This window comes from Pseudofulvimonas gallinarii, from assembly GCF_004343305.1.
GTDB classification, from domain to species: Bacteria; Pseudomonadota; Gammaproteobacteria; order Xanthomonadales; family UBA2363; genus Pseudofulvimonas; species Pseudofulvimonas gallinarii.
Genome location: NZ_SMAF01000001.1, coordinates 42,537 through 66,988 on the forward strand (window position 1 = coordinate 42,537; position 24,452 = coordinate 66,988).

Here is a 24,452-nt window from a genome sequence, read left to right on the forward strand (position 1 = left end):
GATAGGCCGGCACGGCTGGACGCGTCTGCCGTCCCCCGGTGGGGCAGGGTGACATGTCCAACCACTTTCCGGAACGTTCAACCGTCGTTCCGCGCCTGGCCGGCGACAAAAACCCGGGGCCGCGGGTGCGAGCCAATCCAGTACGCCAGCTCCGCCGGATGCGCACAGGGCCACAGGAGGAAGTCGGCGACGAACCCGGCTTTCAGCGCGCCCCGTTCGCCCGCAAGCCCGAGCGCCTGGGCGGCATGCGTGGTGACGCCGCGCAGGGCCTCCTCGGGTGTCAGCCGGAAAAGCACGCAGGCCTGGTTCATCGCCAGGCGCAGGGACGGCATCGGCGACGTGCCGGGATTGAGGTCGCTGGCCACCGCCAGGGCAACGCCGGCCTCGCGCAGTGCATCGATGGGCGGCTGGCGGGTTTCGCGCAGCGCATAGAACGCACCGGGCAACAGGACGGCCGCCGTACCCGAGCGCGCCATCGCCGCGACGCCACGCTCGCTGAGCCATTCCAGATGGTCCGCGGACAGGGCGCCGAAGCCGGATGCCAGTGCCGCGCCGTCGAGGTCGCTGAGCTGTTCGGCATGCAGCTTGACCGGCAGGCCCAGGTGTCGGGCCGCTTCGAAGCAGCGGCGGACTTCGTCGGGCGTGAAGCCGATCCCCTCACAGAAGGCGTCGACGGCATCGACCAGGCCTTCTGCCGCCAGCCGCGGCAGCCAGTCGTCGCAGACGGCGGACACGTAGCCGGCGCGATCGGCGGAGGATTCCGGCGGCAGCGCATGCAGGCCGAGGAAGGTGGTGCGCACGGCAACGCCGAGTTCCTCGCCAAGACGCCGGGCGACGCGCAGCATGCGCCGCTCGGTTTCGAAGTCCAGGCCATAGCCGGACTTGATCTCGATGCAGGTGACGCCCTCGGCCAGCAGCGCGCGTGCGCGCGGCAGCGAAGCCGCCAGCAGTGCTTCCTCGCTGGCGGCACGGGTGGCGCGAACGGTGGACACGATGCCGCCACCGGCCCGCGCGATCTCCTCGTAGGTCGCGCCCTGCAGGCGCATCTCGAATTCGGTGGCGCGGTTGCCGGCAAAGACCAGGTGCGTATGGCAGTCGATCAGCGCTGGCGTCACCAGTGCGCCCTCCGCCGACAGCCGCACGCGCTGCAGGAACGTAGCCGGCATCGCGTCGCGCGCCCCGGCGTAATCGATGCGGCCCTCGCGCCAGGCCAGGGCGCCGTCCTCGATGACTGTGTAGCCGCCGGCGCCGTCCAATGTCACCAGGCGCGCATCAAGCAGGACGCCGGTGCGATCTTCAGTGGGGTTCGTCTCCATGGCGGCAGGATAGCGGCTGCCGCCGAGGCTGTCGGCGGCGGCTTCAGACCCAGCCGGTCAGGTAGAACAGGGCGATGATGAAGAACACCGCCAGCGTCTTGATCAGCGTGATCGCGAAGATGTCCTTGTATGCCTGGCGGTGCGTCAGGCCGGTGACGGCCAACAGGGTGATCACCGCTCCGTTGTGCGGCAGGGTATCCATGCCGCCGGAGGCCATCGAGGCGACGCGATGCAGGACTTCCATCGGAATGCCGGCGGCATTGGCGTTGGCGATGAAGCTGTCGGCCATCGCGGCGAGCGCGATCGACATGCCGCCCGATGCGGATCCGGTGATGCCTGCAAGGGCCGTGACCGTCACCGCTTCATTGACCAGCGGATTGGGAATCGATCCCAGCGCGTTGGCGACGACGAGGAAGCCGGGCAGGGCGGCGATCACCGCTCCGAAGCCGTATTCCGAAGCCGTGTTCATGGATGCCAGCAGGGCGCCACTGGTCGCCGCCTTGCTGCCTTCCGAGAAAGTCTTCGACACCGGCCGCCAGGCCAACACGACGACGGCGAGGATGCCGACCAGCAGCGCGCCTTCCACCGCCCAGATCGCGGTCAGGCGCGACACTTCCTGCACCACTGGCGCCGGGGTGCCGATCACGGCGGGGATGAAGCTGTGCTCGCTTCCATACAGCTGCGGAATCAGCCAGGTGAACAGCAGGTTGGACGCGCCGACCAGGATCAGCGGCAGGATCGCCAGCAGCGGATGCGCGAGCCTGTCGCCGCTGAACGGTGCCGGTTCGTTGATCAGCGTTGCCGGATCGCCGTAGCCCTCGCCAGCGCCTTCCGCGACACGGCGCCGCCAGTTGAGGTACAGCAGTCCGAGGACCAGGATGAACACGCCGCCCAGCGTGCCGAGCACCGGCGCCGCCCACGTGTTGGTGCCGAAGAACGCGGTCGGGATGATGTTCTGGATCTGCGGCGTTCCCGGCAAGGCATCCATGGTGAAGGTGAAGGCGCCGAGCGCGATCGTGCCCGGGATCAGCCGTTTCGGGATGTTGCTTTGCCGGAACAGTTCCGACGCGAACGGATAGACCGCGAACACCACCACGAAGAGGGAGACCCCGCCGTAGGTGAGCAGCGCGCAGACCACGACAATCGAGAGCATGGCGCGGCTGCTGCCGACGGCGCGGATGGTGGCGGCGACGATGGCGCGCGAGAAGCCGGAGATCTCGATCAGCTTGCCGAACACCGCACCCAGCAGGAAGACCGGGAAATACAGCTTCAGGAAACCGACCATCTTGTCCATGAACAGGCCGGTGAACATCGGCGCGACCAGGGACGGGTCGACCAGCAGCACCGCGCCCATGGCGGCGATGGGTGCGAACAGGATGACGCTGTAGCCGCGGTAGGCGGCCACCATCAGGAAGACCAGCGCCGCCAGGACGATCAGGAAGGCCACCGCCTGCTCCATCGGATGAGTGGGCCGCAAGTGTCGGTGCTGCTTCCTGTCCGGGGCACTGTACGAAGGTACGAGTGCCGCGGAAGCGTTGCCACCACTAGTCTGCCGCCGTATCCCGATCACTCCGATAATTTCCCGGGAGGGAAACCGACGCCATGACCATGCCCCGAATGAACCGCCTGTCCGCCGCCCTGGTGGCAGCCCTGCTGAGCCTGCCAGCCACGATGGTGGTCGCCGACGACCAGACCAGTGCTCCCGGCGAGGAGACCGCGCAGCAGCTGGACGCGGTGACCGTGACCGCCCGCCGCCGCAGTGAAAGCATCCAGGAGGTGCCGGTCGCCGTCAGCGCCTTCAACGGCGAGGAACTGAAGGACATGCAGGCGAAGAATATCGACGGCCTGCAGGGCAGCGTGCCCAACCTCAACATCGTCCAGGGTCGTGGGTCCTCGTCCAGCGTGAACGTGTTCATCCGCGGCATCGGCCAGCCGGACGCGCTGCAGACCTTCGATCCCGGCGTCGGCATGTATGTCGATGACGTGTATTTCTCGCGCATCCAGGGCGCGCTGTTCGGCCTGCATGACGTCGAGCGTGTGGAAGTGCTGCGTGGCCCGCAAGGCACGTTGTATGGCAAGAACTCGACCGGCGGCGCCATCAAGCTGGTCACCCGCCGTCCGCTCGGCGGCACGCCGGAAGCGGACGTGGAGTTCACCGCCGGCAACTACGGCCGCTTCGAGGGCCGCTTCTACGGTGCCCTGCCTTTCAGTGAAACGGCCGGCGCCAGCATCGCCCTGGCAAGCAGCGTCAACGACGGCTACGTGCGCGATCCGGCGACCAGCAAACGCTACAACGACGAGGACACCCGTGCCATCCGCCTGAAGTTCTCCGGCGATCCGTCCGATCGGCTTTCGTGGGACTTCTCGCTGGACTACACGCGCCAGGACAATGGCCTGACACTGGGCGAGCCGATGGCACCGCTGATCCGTACCGACCTGCAGACGCTGACCATCGTGCCGCTGCTGATTCCCGATGGCAGCGAGTACGACTACCGCACGCGCACCTCGTTCGCGCCCGACCAGGGCCAGGAACTCAAGCATTGGGGCGCCCGCTTCGGCTTCGACGTCGATATCGGCGACCGCTGGATGTTCCGCAGCATCACCAGCTACCGCGAGCTGGAGTCGGACAGTTTCATCGACATCGACGCCTCTCAGTTCGAGCTGGGAGACGTGCTGGTCGCCTTCGACCAGGACCAGACCAGCCAGGAATTCCAGTTCCAGTACGACAACGGCAGCAACCTGCAGGGCGTGTTCGGCCTGTACTACCTGAAGGAGAACGTGCCCTCCTACCAGGAAGCCTATGCCGACGACCTGTTCGCCTATGGCGGCACGGCGGTGGATTTCCTGCGCACCATCAACGACGACCTGTCCACGACCAGCTACGCCGCCTTCGCACACGGCAGCTGGGAATTCGCGCCGAGCTGGACGCTGTCGGCCGGCATCCGCTACACCAGCGAGGAGAAGGACTACTGGCGCACGACCAGCACGTTCTGGGATTCGGAAGCGCTGTACGAGCTGCCGGCACTGGGCATCGCGCTGCCGTTCTCGGCCCTGAATGAAACGGTCGCCTTCGAAGGCAGGAAGACCTGGAACGCCTGGACGCCGTCGATCAGCCTGGAGAAGGCCTTCAGCGACCAGATGATGGGCTACGTCTCCGCCAACCGCGGCTTCAAGTCCGGCGGCTTCAACGGCCGCGCCAATTCGCAGCTGGAGACCACCGCGGCGATCTTCGACCCGGAATACGTCTGGACCTACGAAATCGGCCTGAAAATGAACTCGGCCGACCGCCGCCTGCAGGGCAACCTCGCGGCGTTCCACAGCGACTACAAGGACTTCCAGGCGCGTGTCTCGGAGGTGCTCAATCCGGATTCGCCGACGCCGACCTTCAGCTTCCCGGTGCTCAATGCCGCCAGCATGACCATCAAGGGCATCGAGTTCGAAGGTGTGGCACTGGTTGGTTCCGGTACGCGCCTGTCGGCCCAGATCGGCTGGATGGACGCGAAGTACGACGAATTCGCCGACCTGCGGACCACGGATCCGGCCAACCCGGCCTACGATCCGCGCCTGCACGCGCACGTGCCGTTCTCGCCGGACTGGACCGCGCGCCTGGCGGCGTCGCACACGTTCTATGCGGCCAGCGGTGCGGCCTTCACGCTGGGTGCGGACGTCTCCTATCGCGGCGAAACCTGGCTCAGCGTCGACAACCGCGACGTGCTCAGCCAGGACGCCTACACCGTGGCTGGCCTGTTCGGCGTGTACGACTCGGCCGACAGCAAGTGGCAGGTCCGCGCAGGGGTCCGCAACCTGACCGACGAGGTCTATCGCATCGACGGCCAGGAGTTCTCCAGCGTCGGCAACATCCAGACCGCGTACTACGGCTGGCCGCGCCACTACTACGCCTCGGTGCGTTACAGCTTCTACTGATCCAGTCAACGTCGTGGGAATGCGGGGGCCGGTGCGGGCGCGCGCCGGCCTTTGCATTTGTGGTGCAGCTCGATTCCGCATGGACCGCCGGCGGAAACGGCAAACGGCGGCGTGATGGCCGGTCAACGTGCTGCGCCCGGCCCGCTCGCTCCGACGCCTGTCGACCTCCTCGCGGCGAAAGCGATCAGCCTGTTTGGGCCCGGTCGAAAGTTGGCGTGATGGCCGGTCAACATGCTGCGCCCGGACCGTCCGCGCCGAAGGCTGGCGACCAGTTCGAGTCCAAAGCGACCCGCCCGCTTGGGTCCGGTTAAAAGGTGTCTTGATGGCCGGTCAACATGCTGCGCCCGGACCGTCCGCGCCGAGGGCTGGCGACCAGTTCGAGTCCAAAGCGACCCGCCCGCTTGGGACCGATCAAACAGCCGTGCCTGCCCGGCTCTGGCCGCTCACGTCGACATGCGGATCTTCCAGCGGGGCAACGCCGTTTCCGGCGACCCACCGGTCGCAGGCAGCCTGGCCGAGGGCGGCCGGGAAACGATCGCACGGCCGGGGCGATGGATGGCGGTCGCGTGTGCGCGCACGCCTGCGTGCCCCGATCGCCTTTCATTCCGGAATTGGCATGGAATCGTGAAGCCGGCAGGCGCCCGGCTGGCGGTGTAGGGCAGTGGCGTGTCGAGCACATCATTGCCGGCAACGACGGCGCGCACGACGGCACTCCATTGCGATCCGGCGTGACAGGAACGATCAGAGCGCGGGCATGAAGAAGCGGGCACCGATCTCCGCGTTGCGCACCAGCCACGGCGGCGTCAGCGCCGTGAGCGCGACGCTGAGGATGACGTGGGACACCGCCAGCGGCAGCACGAACGGACGTCGGAAATAGAGCTGGATCCAGATGAAGGCGCCGATGCAGCTGGCACACATCAGCGCGAAGTTCGGTGCGTGCAGCAGGCCGAACAGCGCGGCCACCAGCGCGGCGGCGATCGGCTGGCGTCCACCCGTCAGCAGCAGTGCCTCGCGCGCGAGCACGCGGTTGAGCAGCCACTGCTGGAACACCGCCCAGGCCGCGTAGCGGGCGAACTTCTCCGGCGTCGGCCAGCGCAGCGGGTAATCCGGGTGTACCAGCAGCTGGTAGGCGACGAGCACGCCGACCACGAGCGCTGAAAACGCCAGCGCATTGCGCCAGGCGATGCCGTCGCCGGGCGAGAAGCGCAGGCGCTCCATGTCGCGTTGGCCGACGATGGCGCCATAGGTCAGGCCGAGGATGAAGACCAGCGCGGCGCTGGCGCGGGTGTTGTCCTCGACGCCGCCGAGGATCACGACCAGCAGCGGACCGGCCAGGATCAGTGCGAGGTTCCACGCCGGCGGCGCGTCACCCTTGAAGAAGCTGCGGCGCAGCACGTACGCCACCGGAATCAGGTAGAGCAGCAGCGTGAGGATCCAGACGGCATCGGGGATCACCAGCGAACCGGCGGCGTGGCGCCGGTACAGCGTGTCCGGTGCTTCGCCCTGCGCGGCCAGCCGCGTGTCCTCGAGCCAGAGCGCGCGCTCCGGCACGTAGGACGACAGCACGTCCGGCGAGCTGTGCAGCGCCGGCGTCGCATGCCAGTGGGCGATGACGAAATAGACGACCAGCGCGACCGCGATGAGCCAGAACGCCGGCAACCAGCGCGACACCAGGTCACGCTCGCGGCTCGGGTCGCGGGGCAGGTCAGCTTGCGAGTAGGGCATCGGCCTTGGCTGCACAGATGAAATCGTTGCGGGACAGGCCACCCACGTCGTGGGTGGAGAAGCGCACGCGGCAGTAGCCCCAGCCCAGTTCCAGATCCGGGTGGTGGTTCTCCTGTTCGGCGATCCAGCCCAATGCGTTGGCGAAGGACAGCGCGCCCAGGAAACCGTCGAAGCGGTAGTCGCGGCCGATCATCCGGCCATCGTCGAGCAGCGTCCAGCCGGGCAGTTTCACAAGGAGCGCGTTGACCTGGTCCGCGGGCAGGCGGTGTTCCGCGCCTTTCAGCGGCTGGCAGCTGGCCTTGCGGAGTTCTTCTGTGCTCATGGGGTGTCCGTCGTGACAGTGGCCGGGATTATAGCCACGGCCCGGAAAGGCGACGTGAGCGATCACGCCGCCGGGCCGGGCGGACGCACCCGTTGCAGTGGCAGTGCATCGGCCGGGTCGACGAGATCGATGCAGTCGACCGGGCAGGGCGGCAGGCACAGTTCGCAGCCGGTGCAATCCTCGGCGATGACCGTGTGCATGAGCTTGCTGGCGCCGACGATCGCATCGACCGGGCAGGCCAGGATGCACTTGGTGCAGCCGATGCAGCGGGATTCGTCGATGCGGGCCAGGCGCTTGGGTTTTTCGACGCCGTTGTCGGGGTTCAGCGGTTTGGCCGGGCGTTGCAGCAACTGCGCCAGCGCGGCGATGGTGGCCTCGCCGCCGGGGGGACACTGGTTGATGTCCGCACGCTGCTCGGCCATGGCACGCGCGTAGGGCTGGCAGCCGGCGAAACCGCATTGGCCGCACTGGGTCTGTGGCAACAGCGCGTCGATGCGCGTCGCCAGCGCGTCAGGATCGTCCGTGCCCCCGGCTTCGTCGGTCGCCACCGTGTCGCTGCGGGCAGCGGCGGCGAGCAGCGCGACCAGCGCCACCGCAATGGCACCCGCAAGGAGCAGGCCGCTCATCCGCTGAATCCGGCGAGGCCGAGCGCGAACAGGCCCGCAGCGAGAAGACGGATGGGTGCGCCCCGGAACGGCGCGGGAACGTGGGCATCGCCCAGGCGTTCCGTCATCGCATCCAGGGCGTGCAGTGCCAGGGCGAATCCCGCGGCCGTACCCATGCCGGCGAGGATCACCGACGGCAGCGAGGCCGGTTCCAGCGCCGTGCCCGACATCGTGCCGAGGACAATGACGTTCGCCGCGGACAGCAGTCGCGCCCGCGGAGCCATGTCGCCCGCGTCCTGTCGCCGCAGGATCAGCCTGGCCGGCACCAGGCAGGCCAGGGCCACCAGGGCGAACAGCAGCGGACGCAGGTGCGCGAGGTCATCCGGTCGCAGCAGGGCATGGTCGAGCAGCCAGTCCACCGGCATTGCCGTCACCAGCGCCGCGCCCGTCATGATCGCGACCGCGCGCACCGCCGCGGAATCCGCAGCGCGCCGTGCGCGGGTGCCGTCGCCAGGCCGGCGGGACAGCACCAGGTGGTTGATCGCGGCTGTAAACAGCAGCCACTGCAGGAATATCGCCATCGGCGCCATTGTATGACGCCGACCACGGGCGCCGTGGATCAGCGGCGACGCATCTCCGCCACCCGGAAGAGGATCCAGATGGCGACCGCAATCACGAGGGCGCCCACGATGTACTCGGGATCCGACGTGAAGATCAGCAGCGCGCAGGCGGTGAGGGCGCCGATGCCCAGCACACGGTCACCCACCGTCGGGCGACGCAGGGGCGTTCCCACGAGCAGGCTGAGGCCGGCCGCCGCATAGACGACGCTCACCAGCAGCACGGCCATTTCGATGATCTTGCTGAACTGCTGGCCGATGGTCTCGGCGCTGGTCAGGAACGTCACCGCCGTCATCGCCAGCACGATGATGAACAGGCCGGCCCACGCTGCGCCATTGCGGTTGTAGAGGCCGAACACGGACGGCAGGAAGCCGCGCTGCGCGGCACGGGCACCGGATTCACCGGTGACCAGCATCCAGCCGCCCAGCGTGCCCGTCGCCTTCAACGCGGCAGCACCGGCGATCATCAAGGCCGCCCAGGGACCGAATACGGTGCCGGCCACCTCCGCGAACGGCGCGCTGGAGGCGAACAGCGAGTCGGCGGGCTCGATGCCCATGATCAACACCGAGGAGACGATGTAAACGACACCGGCCAGGGCGATGCCACCGAGGGTGGCGATGGCCACATTGCGTTCCGGATGGCGGACCACCGCCGCGACCATGGTCGTTGTTTCCAGGCCGATGAAGGCCCAGAAGATCGGCGCCAGCGCACCGAACATCATGCGCACATCGGACACCGGCGCCGGCTCGGCCGTGTTCCAGCTTGCGCCCGTGGTGTTCCAGGCCGATTCGAAGGTGGCGGCGTCGAACTGCATCCAGCCGCCGCCCAGCACCATCAGCACCGGCAGCAGGCCGAACACCAGGCACATGGACTGGAAGCGGGCGATCGGTTTCGGTCCGAGCAGGTTCAGGGCGAACATGGCCCACAGCAGGGCGATCTGGCCCGCGAGCTGCCATTCGTTGAAGCCGGCCGGGAGCAGCAGGACCAGGTATCCGAACGCGGCGACGGCAATAGCGTTGTTGCCGATCCACGATGACAGCCAGTACAGCGTCGACGCCAGGAAGCCGGCGTCCCGGCCCAGGGCAGGGGTCACGTAGTCGGCCGGGCTTTCCAGGTTCGGATAGTCGCGGGCGAGGCGCGCGAAGGTCAGGCCGAGGACTGCCGCGATCACGGTCGCCAGGATCCAGCTCAACAGGGTCAGGCTGCCCATGCCGGAAAGTTTGGCCGGCAGCAGGAAGAATCCCGAGCCGATCATGTTGTTCGCCACCATGAAGGTGGCCAGCAGCGGGCCGATACGGCGACCTGGATCGTTCATGTGTCCTCCCCGACAAGCAGGCGCGAAGCTTAGCGCTTCCGCGACGGCTTGGGTGTCGTTGCCGGCGGCGGTACCGGGCGCTCCAGCGCGTCCGCATCGGCTTCGCGCCGCAGCCACTGGCAGCGCCATCCGGCACCGCGGCCATCCGCCAGGGTCCTGCTCAGCCAGGGCAGCCACGAGGTCGCCGCCTCCTGGTCGAAACGCCAGGGCGGGTTGAGGACGACCAGGCCGCTGCCGTTGAGCCGCAGTGGTGAATCGGTGGCACGCACCCACAACTCCACCGTCAGCGACGACTTGACAGGCAGCGCGGCGGCGCGTCGGAGGAAGGCGGCGACGCTGCTCGCCAGCTTGATCGGATACCAGATCGCGTAGGTGCCGGTCGCGAAGCGGCGCAGGCCTTCGCGCAGGGCGGCGATGATGTGGTCGAACTCCGCAAGCTGTGCCTCGTAGGGCGGATCGACCAGCACCAGCGCACGCCGTTCCGGCGGCGGTAGCAGCGCCGACAGCGCCTGGTGGTAGCCGTCACGGGCGAAGACCGTGACGCGCGGATCGTGGTCGGCGAGGCGTCGCTTCAGTTCGGCGACGACTTCGGCCTGGGTCTCGCACAGGCGCAGGCGGTCCTGGCTGCGCAGCGCATCGGCGGCAAGGCCGGGCGATCCCGGGTAGCGCCGCAGGCTGCCCTCGCCGGCATTCCAGCCGCGCATCGCATCGATATAGCGGCGCACGGCCGGTGGCACGGCGTCGCCCGCCGCCATGATCCGGCCGATGCCGTCGCGCCATTCGCCGGTCCGGTCCGCTTCGTCGCCCAGCGCGTAGCCACCGGCGCCGGCGTGGCTTTCGATGTAGGCGAGGGGCTTGTCCTTCGCGGTCAGCAGCCGCAGCAGTTCCAGCAGCGCGACGTGCTTGAGGACGTCGGCGTGGTTGCCGGCGTGGAAATGGTGGCGGTAGTTCATGGTGGACCCGTTCAGCGCGGTGCAGCATGGCGCCTGCGTGGCGGACTGCGCAAGCGCGCACCCGCGGATGCGAAGCCGGGCATGACTTGTGGCGGGTGCTGTTCATCCATGCGCTCCGGTAGCCTTCGCCCCCAGCCCGCCACTCCGTGGCATCCGCAAACGAGACCCCATGGCCAGCCGTTCCGCTTCCGCGACGCCGCGTCGCAAACGTCCCCTGATCGTCAGGCTCCTCAAGTGGCTGCTGATCGTCGTCCTGGTGCTGGTGCTGCTGGTCGCCGGCTTCGCCGCCTGGCAGTGGCGCACGGACAAGCCGCTGAAGATCGGCTGGCTCTACGAGCGCATCTTCATGGAGTACGCGATCGACGATCCGGAACTGCTGTCGATGATGCGCGTACTGCCGGGCTGGCTGGATTTCTATTCCGGCGACCTGACCGATGCCTCGATGGCCCGCGGTGAACGCCTGATGGCGAAGCTGGAACGCGACCTGGCCTCGCTGCATTCCTACGACCGCGAATCACTGGACGAGGACGGCAAGCTGTCCTACGACATCCTCGACTACTTCCTGGGCCAGCAGGTCGAGAACCGCCGCTGGCAGTACCACAACTTCCCGGTCAACCAGATGTTCGGCGTGCAGAGCATGCTGCCGGACTTCATGGTCAACACGCACTCGGTCGAGGACCTGGGCGACGCGCGCAACTACGTGTCGCGGCTGCGCAAGTTCCCGGAGAAGTTCGGGCAGGTGCTGGAAGGCCTGCGCCATCGCGAGAAGCTTGGCGTGCTGCCGCAGCGCTTCGTGATCGACAAGGTGCTGGAGCAGATGCGCGGGCTCGTCGCCAGCGCGCCGGACCAGCACCTGCTCTACACGGACCTGGCCGGCAAACTCGACGCGCTCGCGGAAAAAGCATCCGCCGCGGATCGCGACGCGGTACTGGCGGACGCGCGCTCGGCGATCGCCGACGCGGTCTATCCGGCCTATGGCGAACTGATCGCCTATTTCGAGCACCTGCAGCAGGTGGTGACTGACAACCACGGTGCCTGGGCGCTGCCGGACGGCCTTGATTTCTACAACAGCCAGATCAAGGTGCACACCACCACAGACATGACGGCCGACGAGATCCACGCCATCGGTCTGGCGGAGGTCGAGCGCATCGGCGCCGAGATGGACGCCATCCTGCGTGCCGAAGGCCTGGAGGATGGCACCATCGGCGATCGCGTGCAGGCTATCAACCGGCGCCCGGACCAGCTGTTCCCGGACACCGAGGAAGGCCGCCGGCAGATCATCGCCGAGTACCAGCGCATCATCGACGAGATCAGTGCGGGCCTCGATTCCTATTTCGACGTGCGCCCGTCGGCGAAGGTCGAGGTGCGCCCGGTCCCGGAGTTCTCGCAGAAGACCGCGCCGGGCGCCTACTACCAGTCGCCGGCGATGGACGGGTCGCGCCCGGGCGTGTTCTATATCAACCTGCGCAACATGGCCGAGCTGCCGCGCTTCACGATGCGCACGCTGTCCTACCACGAGGGCGTGCCGGGCCATCATTTCCAGATCGCCATCATGCAGGAGCTGAAGGGCGTGCCGACCTTCCGGCGCATCCTCGGGTTTACTGCCTATTCCGAAGGCTGGGCGCTGTACACCGAACGGCTGGCCTGGGAAGCCGGCTTCCAGTCCGATCCGCTGGACAACCTCGGCCGGCTGCGCGACGAGATGTTCCGCGCCGTCCGCCTGGTGGTGGATACCGGCATGCATGCCAGGCGCTGGACGCGCGAGCAGGCGATCGACTACATGCTGGCCAATACCGGCATGGTGGAAAGCGACGTCGTCGCCGAGATCGAACGCTATCTGGTGAACCCCGGCCAGGCGCTCGCCTACAAGGTCGGCATGCTGAAGATCCTGGCGCTGCGCGAGCGGGCGCGCGAGGCACTGGGCGAGCGTTTCGACATCCGCGAGTTCCACAACCAGGTGCTGACCCGCGGCGCCATGCCGCTGGCGCTGCTGGAACGCCACATCGACGCCTGGATCGCGGCTGCCGGCCGCTAGTGGCCGGGACGAGGATCGGTAGGAAGCTGCCGATCCTCTAGACTTCGCACATGGACTTCGAACTAATCGCCAACGACGGCGCGTCCCGTCGCGGACGCCTGCACCTGCCCCATGGAACGGTCGAGACGCCGGCCTTCATGCCGGTCGGCACCTACGGCTCGGTCAAGGCGGTCACCCCCGGCCAGGTCCGCGACCTCGGTGCGCAGATCGTGCTGGGCAATACGTTTCACCTGTTCCTCCGACCCGGCCTGGAAGTCATCGAGGCGCATGGCGGCCTGCACGGATTCATGCGCTGGCCGGGCCCGATCCTGACCGACTCCGGCGGCTTTCAGGTCTGGAGCCTCGCGCAGCGCCGCAAGATCAGCGAGGAGGGCGTGAAGTTCGCTTCGCCCGTCGATGGATCGCCGGTGTTCCTGTCGCCCGAGGAGTCCATGCGCATCCAGCGCGTGCTGAACTCCGACATCGTCATGATCTTCGACGAATGCACGCCGTATCCGGCCACCGAACCCCAGGCGCGCGCATCGATGGAGCTGAGCCTGCGCTGGGCCGAGCGCAGCCGGCGCGCGCACGAAGGCAACCACAATGCGCTGTTCGGCATCGTGCAGGGCGGCATGTATGGCGCCCTGCGCCGGCGTTCGGCGGAAGGCCTGCGCGCCATCGGTTTCGACGGCTATGCCATCGGTGGCCTTTCCGTTGGCGAACCGGCCGACGAGCGCGAGCATGTCCTTGACGAGACGGTGCCGCACCTGCCCGCTGACCGGCCGCGCTACCTGATGGGCGTCGGCCGGCCGGAAGACATCGTCGAGGCCGTGCGCCGCGGCGTCGACATGTTCGACTGCGTCATGCCCACCCGTAATGCCCGCAACGGCCACCTGTTCACGGCCGATGGCGACCTGCGCATCCGCAACGCCCGCTACGCCACCGATACGCGGCCGATCGAGGAAGGCTGCGACTGCCAGGCCTGCGCCGGTGACTTCTCGCGCGCCTACCTGCGCCATCTCGACCGCTGCAGCGAGATGCTCGGTCCGACGCTGGCGACGATCCACAACCTGCGCTACTACCAGCGACTGATGGCGGAGATCCGCGATGCCGTGGCCGCTGGCCGCTTCGCCGACTGGGCGGCGGCTTTCCACCAACGTCGCCGCCGCGGCGTGCCGGAATGAGGTCCTGACGGGCCGGAAGGTCGGCAACCGGGCCGTGTGCAGGGCGGGGAGCCGGTGGCCTGTGCCATAATCCGGCCCCTTTGTGGGCCGTCGCGCCCCCAGCCAGAGAGACTAAGACCATGGATTTCCTGATCTCCAGCGCCTACGCCCAGGCCGGCGCCCCGGCCACGTCCCCGTACCAGCCGCTGATCATGATGGTGATCTTCATCGCCATCTTCTATTTCCTGCTGATCCGTCCGCAGATGAAGCGCGCCAAGGAGCACCGCGCCATGGTGTCGCAGCTGGCCAAGGGCGACGAAGTCCTGACCAACGGCGGCATTGCCGGACGCATCGAGGACGTCGGCGAAGCCTTCGTCACCCTTGAAATCGCCAACGGCGTGCGCATCAAGGTGCAGAAGCATGCGGTCGGCAACGTCCTGCCCAAGGGCACGCTGAAGGACATCTGACTCCGACCGCGCCCGCAGCCGCGACCTGCCCGTTTTTTGTCACACCCAGAGTTCAGCCCTAGATGATGAACTATCCGAAGTGGAAGTACGCACTGGTCGTACTGGTGATGCTGGTCGCGGCCTTCTATGCCGCACCGAACCTGTATCCGGAAGATCCGGCGATCCAGATCTCCGCCAACCGTGGCAGCGTCGTCGATGAGGCCTTCCGCGAGCGCGTGCATGGCATCCTCGAGTCGCGGCAGCTGCCCTTCACGCGCCTGGAGATGGCCGATGGCCGCCTGATGGCGCATTTCGCCAACACCGACGTGCAGCTGCGCGCCTCGGAAGTGCTGCGCGAGGAACTGGGCGAGGACTACACCAGCGCACTGAACCTGGCGTCCACCGTACCAGGCTGGCTGGCGGCGCTGGGGGGCAAGTCCATGGTCATGGGCCTGGACCTGCAGGGCGGCATCCACTTCACCATGGAAGTCGACCAGCGCGCGACCCAGGAGCGGATGGAAAACCGCTTCGTCGAGGACATCCGTGTCCTGCTGCGTGAGCGCAGGATCCGCTACAAGGGCGTAAGCCGTGGCGCCCAGGGCTCGCTGTCGGTGGTGCTGCGTTCTTCCGAGGACCGCGAGGCGGCGCTCAACGCGATTTCCTCGCAGCTTCCCGAGCTCGTTCTGACCGGCGGTGCCGGCGGCGGTGAAGACTGGGTGCTGGAAGCGCGCATCAGCGAGGCCGCCCTGCGCGAGGCGGCGCTGAATGCCGTCGAACAGAACCTTTCGACGCTGCGCAACCGCGTCGACGAGCTGGGCACGTCGGAACCGGTGATCCAGCGCCAGGGTGAGTCGCGCATCGTCGTCCAGCTGCCCGGCGTACAGGACACTGCCGCCGCCAAGCGCATCCTCGGTGCGACCGCGACCCTGGAATACCGCGCCGTGGACGAATCGGTGAATCCGCTGGAAGTGGCGGAAACCGGTCGCGTGCCCCCGCAGTCGGAACTCTTCTACCACCGCCAGGGGTATCCGGTGGTGCTCAGCAAGCGCATCATCGCTTCCGGCGACCAGCTGGTCAGCGCGGCCAGCGGGTTCGCGCCGGATGATGGCAGCCCGATGGTGTCGGTGCGCCTCAACAGCGCCGGTGCCCGGCGCATGCTCGACTTCACCAACGAGAACGTTGGCAAGGGCATGGCCGTGGTGTTTGTCGAACGCGTGCCGGAAGTCCGCACCGTCAACGGCGAGCAGGTCCGCAGCTCGCGCATCAAGCGCGAGGTGATCAGCGTCGCCACGGTTCGCGAGCCATTCGGGCGCACTTTCCAGACCTCCGGCCTGGACAGCGCCCAGGAAGCGAGCGAGCTGGCACTGCTGCTCAAGGCCGGCGCCCTGGCGGCGCCAATCGACATCGTCGAGGAACGCGTGATCGGTCCGTCGCTGGGCCAGGAGAACATCGACCGCGGCGTCAAGGCGATCGTTCTAGGCCTGCTGTGCATCATGGCCTTCGTCGCCATTTACTACCGCGCATTCGGCCTGATCACCTGCGTCACGCTGGTGCTGAACCTGGTACTGCTGCTGGCGATCCTGTCCATCATCGGCGCCACGCTGACCATGCCCGGCATCGCCGGCATCATGCTGACGCTGGGCATGGCGGTCGACGCCAACGTGCTGATCTGCGAACGCATCCGCAGCGAGCTCCGACTGGGCAACACGCCACTGGGCGCGATCAAGGGCGGCTACGACAAGGCCTGGACCAGTATTCTCGACGCCAACCTGACGACGCTGCTGGCGGGTATCGCGCTGTTCTCGTTCGGCTCCGGTCCGATCCGCGGTTTCGCGGTGACCATGTGCATCGGCATCCTGACCTCCATGTTCACCGCCGTGACGGTGTCCGAGGCCATCGCCGCCTTTGTCTATGGCCGCCGCCGCAAGCTCAAGTCCATTTCCATCTGACCGGCAGGAACGCGAACCATGTTTGAGCTGTTCAATCCCAAGTGGCGCATTCCCTTCATCGGTATCAGCCGCGTCACGCTGGTCGTGTCGGCCGTGGCCATGGTCGTTGCGCTGGTCGCGCTGTTCAAGCCCGGCCTGGATTTCGCCCTCGACTTCACCGGCGGTACCGTGGTGGAGCTGCAGTTCCAGTCCGAAACGAACGCCGAAGCCGTACAGTCGGTCCTCGAGGAAGCCGGTTACTCCGGCACACAGGTGCAGTCGTTCGGCAGCACGCGCGACATCCTGATCCGCCTGCGTCCCGACCATGACCAGGTCGGCGTCGATCCGGCAGAAGCGGCCGCATCGACGGAAAACAGCATCGCCCAACGCGTCAACGCCGGTGAGCGCGTCCACCAGCTGCTGGCATCCAAGGGTATGCCAGCGACCGTGAAGCGCAACGAATCGGTCGGTCCGCAGATCGGCAAGGAACTCGCCGAGGACGGCGTCGTCGGCATCGTCTTCGTGCTTGCCGGCATCATGATCTACGTGGCGTTCCGCTACGAGTGGCGATTCGGTATCGCCGCCCTGGCCGGCGAAGTGCACGACACCGTGCTGACGGCGGGCTTCATCGCCCTGGTCGGCATGGAGTTCGACCTGCAGGCGCTGGCGGCGCTGCTGACCGTCGCCGGTTATTCGATCAACGACAAGATCGTCATCTTCGACCGCATCCGGGAGATGTTCCGCACCACATCGAAGATGACCCCCGCGGAGACGATCGACGCCGCCTGCAGCGACACGCTGTCGCGTACGGTGATCACCGGCGTCACCACGATCATGGCGTTGACGGTGATGTATTTCCTCGGCGGCGAAACCCTGAGGGGCTTCTCGCTGGTGCTGATCGTCGGCATCCTGATCGGTACCTATTCGTCGGTGCTGTTCGCTTCGCCGCTGCTGCTGCACCTGGGCGTGACCAAGCAGGACCTCATGCCGAAGATGCGCGACGAAACCGAACTGGCACGCCGGCCCTGAGCCGGACTGTCCGCGATCGGGGAAAGGGCTGCCGGCTGGCAGCCCTTTTTCATTGCCCGCCGTTGTCGGGTGGGAATGCCCTGGGACCCGGCGCCGGGGCGCCCGGTTCGCGACGTGGCAGTTGCAGTTTCATCAGCAGCCGAGCGGTGCCGCCGTGCAATGAGTAAGGGTCGGGATCGCGGCTGTGTCGACTCCTGGCCTGGTCGGAACCGTCGGGTGGAAGCGGGAGCGAAGATGCCGGTGCCCGCGTGCGCCTCGCGTCGCCCGTGGAGCGCGTGATGCATGCAGTGGATCGGACCTGCACGCGCCCGCTGAGGTCGCGCGCGCGGTCGTCACCGGAAACCAGGCGTTCCCGGGGACCCGCAACGGGGTCGCCATAACGGTTGCTATCCGGCTGCGCAAGCGGCCGTAACGCGCATCGGGACAGGATCCCGCAAATGAAGTCGGCGCCGATCCGGGGCGGCGGCGCCGACAGGGTTGGAAAAGCAGGGACGCAGGCGGTCAGCGCGTAACCGCGGACCCCTCGGCAATCAGCCCTCGTAAAGCGACACCTTGTCCGCTTCCAGCACGTAGGCCGAGGCGGCGATGTCCTTCTGCACCCTCTGCACTTTCAGCGTGCCTTCGATCCAGAACGCGTCGTACATGTCGGTGACCGCCATCGGTTCCCTGAGCGTCACGAACACGATCTGGTTTGGCGGCGGCGGTGGCACGTGCACGCAGGCGCCGAAATAGGGCACCAGGAAAAAGCTGCTCATCTTCTGGTCTTCGCTGACGTCGACCGGGACGATGTAGCCGGGGAGCTTGACGTGCTGGCCGTCGAGTCCGGCGATGGTGCGGAACGAACCCTGCTGTTCCATCCGGAAGGTGCCGTCATGGCTGATCTCCGGCGCCTGGTTCAGCAGTTCGACTTCGTCCTTGGGCATCAGCTCCAGCCAGTCCAGTTCGCGCGGCGCGTCGGCGGCGACGACCACGCCGGCAACGAGCGTGAGAAGGGTGGAGAGCAGAAATGGTTTCATGTGCGGCTCTTGGCGAAAGCGGGGAGGAAGGGATGTCGGATCAGGTACGTACCGCAAGGCCGTCGCTGAGGGAGCGGCGATAGCCAAGCCAGGCCGGCACCATGCCGGCGACAAGTCCGGCCGAGAAGATCGCGGCCAGCGCGTAGAGTTCCGCGGCCGTGGGCAGCCCGAGGCCGAGGAACAGTCCGAACTGGCTTGCGGCGTAACCGCGCACGGCGGCGAGTATGGCATACAGCAGCAGCACGCCCAGGACGATGCCGGCGAGGGTGAGTGACATCGCTTCCAGGCACAGCAGGCCGAGGATGGTCCTTGGCCGGGCGCCGACCGAGCGCAGGATGGCCATTTCGCGGCGACGCTCGTTCAGCGTTGTCAGCAGCGCCGTCGACATGCCGAGGATGCCGACAATCACGACGCAGGCAGCGACAAGGCGCAGTGCGTTTTCGGCGACGCCGGTCAGGCTCCAGAGCTGCTGCAGGGCGACGCCGGGCAGGATCGCGCTCAGAGCTTCGCCGCGGTATTCGTTGATCTGGCGTTGCAGCTGGAACGTGGCGACACGGCTTTTCAGTCCTACCAGGAATGCAGTGATCGACCTGGGTGTCAGGTCGTGGGTCAGCGCCTGCTCGGCTGAAATGCCGCGGCCGGGCAGCCGGGTACCGGACTGCCAGTCCAGGTGGATGGCCTCGATCGCCGCCAGCGGCACATGCACGGTGCGGTCCACCGGCGTGCCGGTTGGCGCCAGGATGCCGGCAATCCGGAACGGCTTGTCGTCGTGGTTGGAAAAACTGACGCGACCGATACCATGCGCGATGACGATGTCGTCGCCCAGCGAGTAGCCCAGCTTTGCGGCGACTTCGCTGCCGAGTACCGCTTCATAAACGCCCGCGAACGGCTCGCCGTGGGCGAACGCCAATGGCTGTCGGTTGCCGAAGCGGTAGTGCTCGAAATACGCCCCGGTGGTGCCGAGCACGCGATAGCCGCGGTGGGAATCGCCCAGCGAGATCGGCACCGTCCAGGCTACCGCCGGCGCGGCGGCGATCTGCTGGTAGGTGGCCCAGGACACATTGGCTGTCGGTTCGCCGAGACGGAACACCGAGTACAGCAGCAACTGCACCGTGCCGGCGCGCGCGCCGACGATCAGGTCGGTGCCGCTCAGCGTGCTGGCGAAACTGCTGCGCGCCTCGCTGCGGACGCGTTCGACGCCGACCAGCAGCGCGGTGCTCAGGGCGATGGTGAAAACGGTAAGGAGCACCGTGCCACGACGGTTGAGCAGGCTTTTCAGCGCAAGGCGGAACATCAGGCCGCCTCCGCCGGAGTGGCTGCGCGGTTGACATCGGTCAGGCGCAGGCTGCGCGGAAACAGCGGTGCCAGCGCCGGATCGTGGCTGACGAACACCAGCGTGCTGCCGGCGCGTCCGCATTCGCCGAACAGCAGTTCGATGAAGGCGGCGCGCGCGTTCGCATCGAGTGCGGACGTCGGTTCGTCGGCAATCACCAGTTCCGGCGCACCGATCAGGGCGCGTGCGGCGGCGACGCGCTGCTGCTGACCGACGCTGAGTTCGGTGACGGAATGGTGGCGCAGCGACTGCACATCCAGACCCAGGGCGCCGAGCAGGCGTTCGGCCTCGCTGTTGACCCGCGCGCCCAGTCGTTGACGGCGGCGCGGGGAGAACCGGCAACCCAGGGTGACGTTCTCGACCAGTCCCAGATACGGCACCAGGTTGAACTGCTGGAAGATGAAGCCGATGTGGTCGGCACGGAAGCGGTCACGGGCACCGGCACGCAGGCGTGCGGGTTCGGTGCCGAGAATCGCCAGTCGTCCGGCGTCGGGCAGCAGCACGCCCCCGAGCAGGCCGAGCAGCGTGCTCTTGCCGCTGCCCGACGGGCCTTCCAGGAATACGCGTTCGCCAGCGCCGATGACCAGGTGGGGAATGTCGATCAGCGCCGGTTTTCCGGGCCAGGCGTAGCGAAGGTCGTCGATGGCGACGGTCGCGGTCGGCGTGTTCATGACGGCAGTGTAACGAGGCGGATCACCCGGCCCGTGCCGGACGCGGTCAAGGGGGCGAACATCGCGACGAAGCCGTCAGGGAGCCAGGCGCACCTCGCCGCGGCCGCCCGGCAGCTCCACGCGACCCTGGTGGTCTTCGGCAAGGAAATCGACGCGGACCCGGGAGAGGCTGGAGAAATAGCCCCCGAGGTTCACCCGTACGGAGACCGGCGCCTTTGCGCATTCGGCCTTCAACGAGGCGTGGAATTCACCATGGCCGCCGTGGTGGTCCGCGTCCTCGCCTTGACCGGCTCCGTGGTCATGGCCGGCATGGCCGTCCCGGTGGTCGTGGTCGTCATCTTCGCCGTGACCGCCTTCGCTGGATGCCTGCTGCGCCTTGAAGCCGTGCACATGGGCGTTGCTGTCGGTGAATGCACAGGCGTCCGCGGGCTCGAAGGCCAGCCAGATCCTGCCGTCGCGCAGTGTCTCCAGCGATTTCTCGATGCCCGAGTGCTGCAGTCGATCGCGCGGCGCGTGCTCGAAGCCGACGATGTCGCTGCCCGGGGCGGTGAATTCGACCTCGAGCTGTCCATCCGCATAGGCGATCTGCAGGTCGGCGCGACCATGTTCATGACTGTCGTGCTGGTGCGCGATCTGGGCGCTGGCCAGCGGGGCGGTCAACAGCAACGGCACGAGGGCAGGGCGCATGGACGGACTCCGGTTGGATGGGTGGCGATACGATGCGGCGCGCAGCCTACTGCCCGGCCTGTGGATGGAAGCGCCAGTGCCAGGGTTCGTAGGCGATGCCATGGGGATTGTCGCGTGGATAGCTGAGACGGAAGCTGAAGCGCCCTGCATGCGCCGACAGCCAGGCGAATGCCGCGGTGTTTTCAAAGGATTCTTCCAGTACGGCTCCGTCGCCGCCATGCAGATCCAGAGTCGTTCCCAGATGGTGCTCGCTGAAACCGGGCAGGGCGCTGACGGAAAGGATGGCGTCCCAATCAAGCCCGCGCGCGCGTTTCCGTGCGATCAGCATTCGCTGGTAGGCGGCGCTGCGGAACCCCGACACCGGTTCCAGCACGACGCCATCGCGGCGTGCGGCGATCGACATACGCAGCCAGGCGCGGGCGGCAGCCGGCGTGAGCCACAGGGAGCGTCCGCCACGATCGCGGCCGGCTTCGACGAGTTCCCCCGGTTCATCGCAGCGCTGCAGGCGATAGTCGCGCAGGATCTCCGTCGGTACGCCCAGTCCCTGCAGCCAGTCCTTGCGCCTGGGCTGGCGTGAAAGCAGGCGTTGTGCGGCGGTGCCGGCTTTGAATCGCGCCTCCAGCCGGGCCATCTCCCCCAGGAGATCGCGGGACGGAAGGGGTGGACGCTTACGGGCTATGCGCGGGTGCGTGCCATTCGCCAGGCTCCAGCGCACGAGGACCGCGCCATCGCGCTTGCGCACAAGGCTGGCCGAAGCGGGCAGTCCGCGCTGGTGGTAATCGAGCACCAGTGCGTGTGCGTGGCCGTTGATCCATCTGCGTTTCAACTCGGGCATGGCGAGAGGATTTTCCGGGCGGGGCCGTATTATCCGTCAGGCGACCGCGACACGCGTGGGCGCCGGCCCGCCAGCCCGGGCTGGATCGCCGGATTGCGGCCGCATCTTGCGCTGCGCGCGGCAACGCCGCACTCTTCGCCTCTTTCTCCAGGGCGCCCATCCCTGCTGTCCTCCGTCGACTTCCTTACGATGAAGACCCTCCCACGCGGCCTCTCCACGGTCCTGTTTCCCTTGCTGCTGGCGGCCTGCGCCACGACGCCCGGGTCACGGCCGGCGACGCCATCGATGCCGGCGATCCCGGCGACCTGGGTGGCCGAACCCCTGCCTGGCGACGAGATCGACTCGGTATCGGTCTGGCGAAGGGACGACGCGCCGGCACACGTCATCGCGACGGCCAAGAAGGGCCACCGCCTGGTTCTGCTGGACGCCGATACCGGGCGACTCGCCGGCGAACTGGGGCGGCACGGCAGTGCACCAGGTGAATTCAGCGCACCCAACGGCATCGCCATTGATGGCGACCTGGCATTCGTCGTCGACCGCGACAACCGGCGCGTGCAGGTGCTGCAACTGACTTCGGGCAACGTGATCGGCACGTTCGGCGACGACGCGCTGCGGCGCCCGTTCGGCCTGTGGCTGCGGGTCCACGGCGGAGGCTTCTACCATGTCTATGTGACCGACAGCTTCGACGTCGACCCAGGTGTCGAACCACCCGGCATGGACGGCCGCGTCAAGCGCTACGCCGTGCGCCTTTCCGGCAGCGGACTGGAAGCGCAGCTGGAAGGCCGCTTCGGCGAGATGGAGGGCGAGGCCGCCTTGCGCTACGTGGAGTCCGTGTGGGGTGATCCACCCCATAACCGCCTGCTGGTCGCCGACGAATATCCGGAGCACCGCGACATCAAGGTGTTCGACATGGCGGGACGATTCACCGGCGCGGTGATCGGCCAGGGCATGTTTACCGGCGAGCCGGAAGGCCTGACGCTGATCGAGTGTGGCGATGACGGTGGCGGCTACTGGCTGGTGTCAGACCAGGATCCGGATCAGCAGGCCTTCCACCTGTTCGAACGGCGGTCACTGGCGCGGGTTGGAAGCTTCAGGTCCGACGATGCGCGCATGGTCGATGGACTGTGGTTCCAGCCGGGTCGAAGCGGCCGCTTTCCGGCTGGCGTCCTGTTCACGCAGTCCAACGATATCACCGTGGTCGCTTTCGACTGGCAGCACATCGTGGAGGCGCTGTCACTGCGCCGCGACTGCGGCCTGTGATGCGCCCCGCTGCTGCCGGGTGCAGCGCAGCAGCCAGCACCATCAGGCCGTGGCTTCGGCTTCCCCGCGCGTCTGGCTGACCGCATTGCGACCGCGCGATTTCGAGGCGTAGAGCGCGCGGTCGGCGCGTTGCGACCACTGCCTGAGGTCGTCGTCACCAGACCCTGGCGAAGCCAGGCCGATGCTCACCGTGGCACGCAGTTCCGGCCACTCCGCAAAGCTCAGGGCCGTGACACCGGCCCGGATCGCTTCCGCGACGGCATGCGCCCCGGTCTCGGCCAGCGGCAGGACGACGGCGAACTCGTCACCGCCCAGTCGGCCGGCATGGCCGTCGGCGGGCACGACGCGGCGCAGGACGTCGCCGATGCCGCGCAGGACATCGTCGCCGGCCGCATGGCCGTAGTTGTCGTTGACCGACTTGAAGTGGTCGGCATCGATCAGGACCAGCGTCGCGTCGCTTCGCCCTGCATGATGCCTTTGCAGCAGTGCCGCGGCGTGTTCCTGCCAGTGGCCGCGGTTTTCCAGCCCGGTCAGGACATCGAAGCGGCTCAAGGTATCGAGCCGCAGGTTCTGCATCTGCACACGGCGGATCAGGTGGTAGGCGCCCATGGCGACCGCTAGCGTATGCACCACCAGCATCGGCAGGCAGGCCATCAGCACGGTCATGCTGGTTTCCAGTCGCACCGCGAAGCCGGTGAGCAGGCCGGTCGCCAGCAGTCCGATCACCATGGCTGGAATCGAGTGACGCCACAGGCCGCGCACGCCGGAGCTGATCTTGTCGGCCGCGGCGACCGTCAACACCATCACTGACGGCAGCAGCGTGAACTGCATCAGGGGCAACAGGCTCGCGGTCAGCGCCGAGTCGATGGTGAGGTTGCGCAACTCCGCTTCGGAGGGGTCGCGGCTGCGACAGGCATGCAGGTGAAAGGCCACGTGCGGCCAGACAAGGCCGCAGAACACCGTCCAGACCCAGGCCGGCCACGGCATCGAGAGCTCGTGCAGGGTGACGAGAACGGGAATGACGCCCAGGCCCATGCCCAGAACCCGGAACGGGTAGACCCGTCGTGCCAGCGACCGCAGGCGGGCAGAGCGGCGGGTGGGTTGCGACGGGTCGATCGGGTCCGGCATGACGACTTCCTGTGCGGTCGCCGGCAATAGTATTCGTTAAAGCGGACGGTGCGGTGTCCTTCCTCGCACGCCATGCCATTCAACCGCCAGGAGTCCTCGTTTCGTCGCAGCGTCGGACTTCCGGCAGGGGTGCCGATGGATCCGGGTGGGCTATACCGGCGCTA

The 24,452-nt window shown here is 67.4% G+C and carries 20 protein-coding genes and 1 pseudogene; 7 read left to right on the forward strand and 14 right to left on the reverse strand.

The window, feature by feature from the left end; all coding sequences use genetic code 11:
- Window positions 1-77 precede the first annotated feature (77 nt).
- Window positions 78-1,316 (reverse strand): imidazolonepropionase, encoded by a 1,239-nt coding sequence (gene hutI / locus EDC25_RS00220; protein WP_123521885.1) that lies wholly within the window; start codon window positions 1,314-1,316, stop codon window positions 78-80.
- 43 nt (window positions 1,317-1,359) lie between these two features.
- Window positions 1,360-2,763, reverse strand: a complete 1,404-nt coding sequence (locus tag EDC25_RS00225) for a GntP family permease (protein WP_123521932.1) — start codon at window positions 2,761-2,763, stop codon at window positions 1,360-1,362.
- 155 nt (window positions 2,764-2,918) lie between these two features.
- Between EDC25_RS00225 and EDC25_RS00230 the strand changes: the two genes are divergently transcribed.
- On the forward strand, window positions 2,919-5,240 hold the full coding sequence (locus EDC25_RS00230) for a TonB-dependent receptor (protein WP_132577152.1): 2,322 nt from the start codon (window positions 2,919-2,921) through the stop codon (window positions 5,238-5,240).
- 741 nt (window positions 5,241-5,981) lie between these two features.
- On the opposite strand, the gene EDC25_RS00235 is transcribed toward EDC25_RS00230, so the two are convergent.
- From EDC25_RS00235 to EDC25_RS00260, 6 genes and pseudogenes are all read right to left on the reverse strand, one after another.
- Window positions 5,982-6,965, reverse strand: a complete 984-nt coding sequence (locus tag EDC25_RS00235; RefSeq protein WP_123521884.1) for a hypothetical protein — start codon at window positions 6,963-6,965, stop codon at window positions 5,982-5,984.
- A complete protein-coding gene (locus EDC25_RS00240) occupies window positions 6,946-7,287 on the reverse strand; it encodes a 4a-hydroxytetrahydrobiopterin dehydratase (protein ID WP_123521883.1) in 342 nt (113 codons plus the stop codon). The genes EDC25_RS00235 and EDC25_RS00240 overlap by 20 nt, the downstream gene beginning before the upstream one ends.
- A gap of 122 nt (window positions 7,288-7,409) precedes the next feature.
- Window positions 7,410-7,835, reverse strand: a pseudogene (locus EDC25_RS00245) (RnfABCDGE type electron transport complex subunit B); the annotation flags it as partial.
- Between the two features lie 74 nt (window positions 7,836-7,909).
- The gene (locus tag EDC25_RS00250) at window positions 7,910-8,473 is read right to left on the reverse strand and encodes an Rnf-Nqr domain containing protein (protein ID WP_164484011.1); all 564 of its coding nucleotides are present in this window, start codon (window positions 8,471-8,473) and stop codon (window positions 7,910-7,912) included.
- A gap of 38 nt (window positions 8,474-8,511) precedes the next feature.
- Window positions 8,512-9,825, reverse strand: coding sequence for an amino acid permease (locus tag EDC25_RS00255; protein WP_164484010.1), 1,314 nt, complete (start codon window positions 9,823-9,825; stop codon window positions 8,512-8,514).
- Window positions 9,826-9,854: 29 nt separating this feature from the next.
- Entirely contained in the window at window positions 9,855-10,778 is a 924-nt protein-coding gene (locus EDC25_RS00260) for a 23S rRNA (adenine(2030)-N(6))-methyltransferase RlmJ (RefSeq protein WP_123521879.1), read from the reverse strand.
- Window positions 10,779-10,947: 169 nt separating this feature from the next.
- On the opposite strand from EDC25_RS00260, the gene EDC25_RS00265 reads away from it, so the two are divergent.
- From EDC25_RS00265 to secF, 5 genes are all read left to right on the forward strand, one after another.
- Complete coding sequence (locus EDC25_RS00265) at window positions 10,948-12,813, forward strand: DUF885 domain-containing protein (protein WP_205984944.1); 1,866 nt, start codon at window positions 10,948-10,950, stop codon at window positions 12,811-12,813.
- Window positions 12,814-12,863: 50 nt separating this feature from the next.
- Complete coding sequence (tgt, locus tag EDC25_RS00270) at window positions 12,864-13,976, forward strand: tRNA guanosine(34) transglycosylase Tgt (RefSeq protein WP_123521878.1); 1,113 nt, start codon at window positions 12,864-12,866, stop codon at window positions 13,974-13,976.
- Between the two features lie 119 nt (window positions 13,977-14,095).
- Complete coding sequence (yajC, locus tag EDC25_RS00275; protein ID WP_123521877.1) at window positions 14,096-14,422, forward strand: preprotein translocase subunit YajC; 327 nt, start codon at window positions 14,096-14,098, stop codon at window positions 14,420-14,422.
- 65 nt (window positions 14,423-14,487) lie between these two features.
- Window positions 14,488-16,350 (forward strand): protein translocase subunit SecD, encoded by a 1,863-nt coding sequence (secD, locus tag EDC25_RS00280; RefSeq protein ID WP_338108951.1) that lies wholly within the window; start codon window positions 14,488-14,490, stop codon window positions 16,348-16,350.
- An 18-nt stretch (window positions 16,351-16,368) separates the two neighbouring features.
- Window positions 16,369-17,358, forward strand: coding sequence for a protein translocase subunit SecF (gene secF / locus EDC25_RS00285; protein WP_123521875.1), 990 nt, complete (start codon window positions 16,369-16,371; stop codon window positions 17,356-17,358).
- Between the two features lie 530 nt (window positions 17,359-17,888).
- Here the strand turns inward: secF and EDC25_RS00290 are convergent.
- From EDC25_RS00290 to EDC25_RS00310, 5 genes are all read right to left on the reverse strand, one after another.
- The gene (locus EDC25_RS00290; protein ID WP_123521874.1) at window positions 17,889-18,374 is read right to left on the reverse strand and encodes a DUF3299 domain-containing protein; all 486 of its coding nucleotides are present in this window, start codon (window positions 18,372-18,374) and stop codon (window positions 17,889-17,891) included.
- 40 nt (window positions 18,375-18,414) lie between these two features.
- The gene (locus EDC25_RS00295) at window positions 18,415-19,668 is read right to left on the reverse strand and encodes an ABC transporter permease (RefSeq protein WP_123521873.1); all 1,254 of its coding nucleotides are present in this window, start codon (window positions 19,666-19,668) and stop codon (window positions 18,415-18,417) included.
- Complete coding sequence (locus tag EDC25_RS00300; protein ID WP_123521872.1) at window positions 19,668-20,378, reverse strand: ATP-binding cassette domain-containing protein; 711 nt, start codon at window positions 20,376-20,378, stop codon at window positions 19,668-19,670. Before EDC25_RS00300 ends, EDC25_RS00295 begins: the two co-directional genes overlap by 1 nt.
- A gap of 75 nt (window positions 20,379-20,453) precedes the next feature.
- Window positions 20,454-21,065 carry a ZrgA family zinc uptake protein gene (locus tag EDC25_RS00305; protein ID WP_164484009.1) on the reverse strand — a complete coding sequence of 204 codons (612 nt, stop codon included), beginning with the start codon at window positions 21,063-21,065 and terminating at the stop codon, window positions 20,454-20,456.
- Window positions 21,066-21,111: 46 nt separating this feature from the next.
- Window positions 21,112-21,900: a M15 family metallopeptidase gene (locus tag EDC25_RS00310; protein WP_123521870.1), complete on the reverse strand. Its 789-nt coding sequence runs from the start codon at window positions 21,898-21,900 to the stop codon at window positions 21,112-21,114.
- A 189-nt stretch (window positions 21,901-22,089) separates the two neighbouring features.
- Here EDC25_RS00310 and EDC25_RS00315 point away from each other — a divergent pair, with 189 nt between their 5' ends.
- Window positions 22,090-23,160 carry an NHL repeat-containing protein gene (locus tag EDC25_RS00315; protein ID WP_123521869.1) on the forward strand — a complete coding sequence of 357 codons (1,071 nt, stop codon included), beginning with the start codon at window positions 22,090-22,092 and terminating at the stop codon, window positions 23,158-23,160.
- A 42-nt stretch (window positions 23,161-23,202) separates the two neighbouring features.
- Here the strand turns inward: EDC25_RS00315 and EDC25_RS00320 are convergent, their stop codons facing one another.
- The gene (locus tag EDC25_RS00320; protein WP_132577153.1) at window positions 23,203-24,288 is read right to left on the reverse strand and encodes a sensor domain-containing diguanylate cyclase; all 1,086 of its coding nucleotides are present in this window, start codon (window positions 24,286-24,288) and stop codon (window positions 23,203-23,205) included.
- Between the last annotated feature and the right edge of the window lie 164 nt (window positions 24,289-24,452).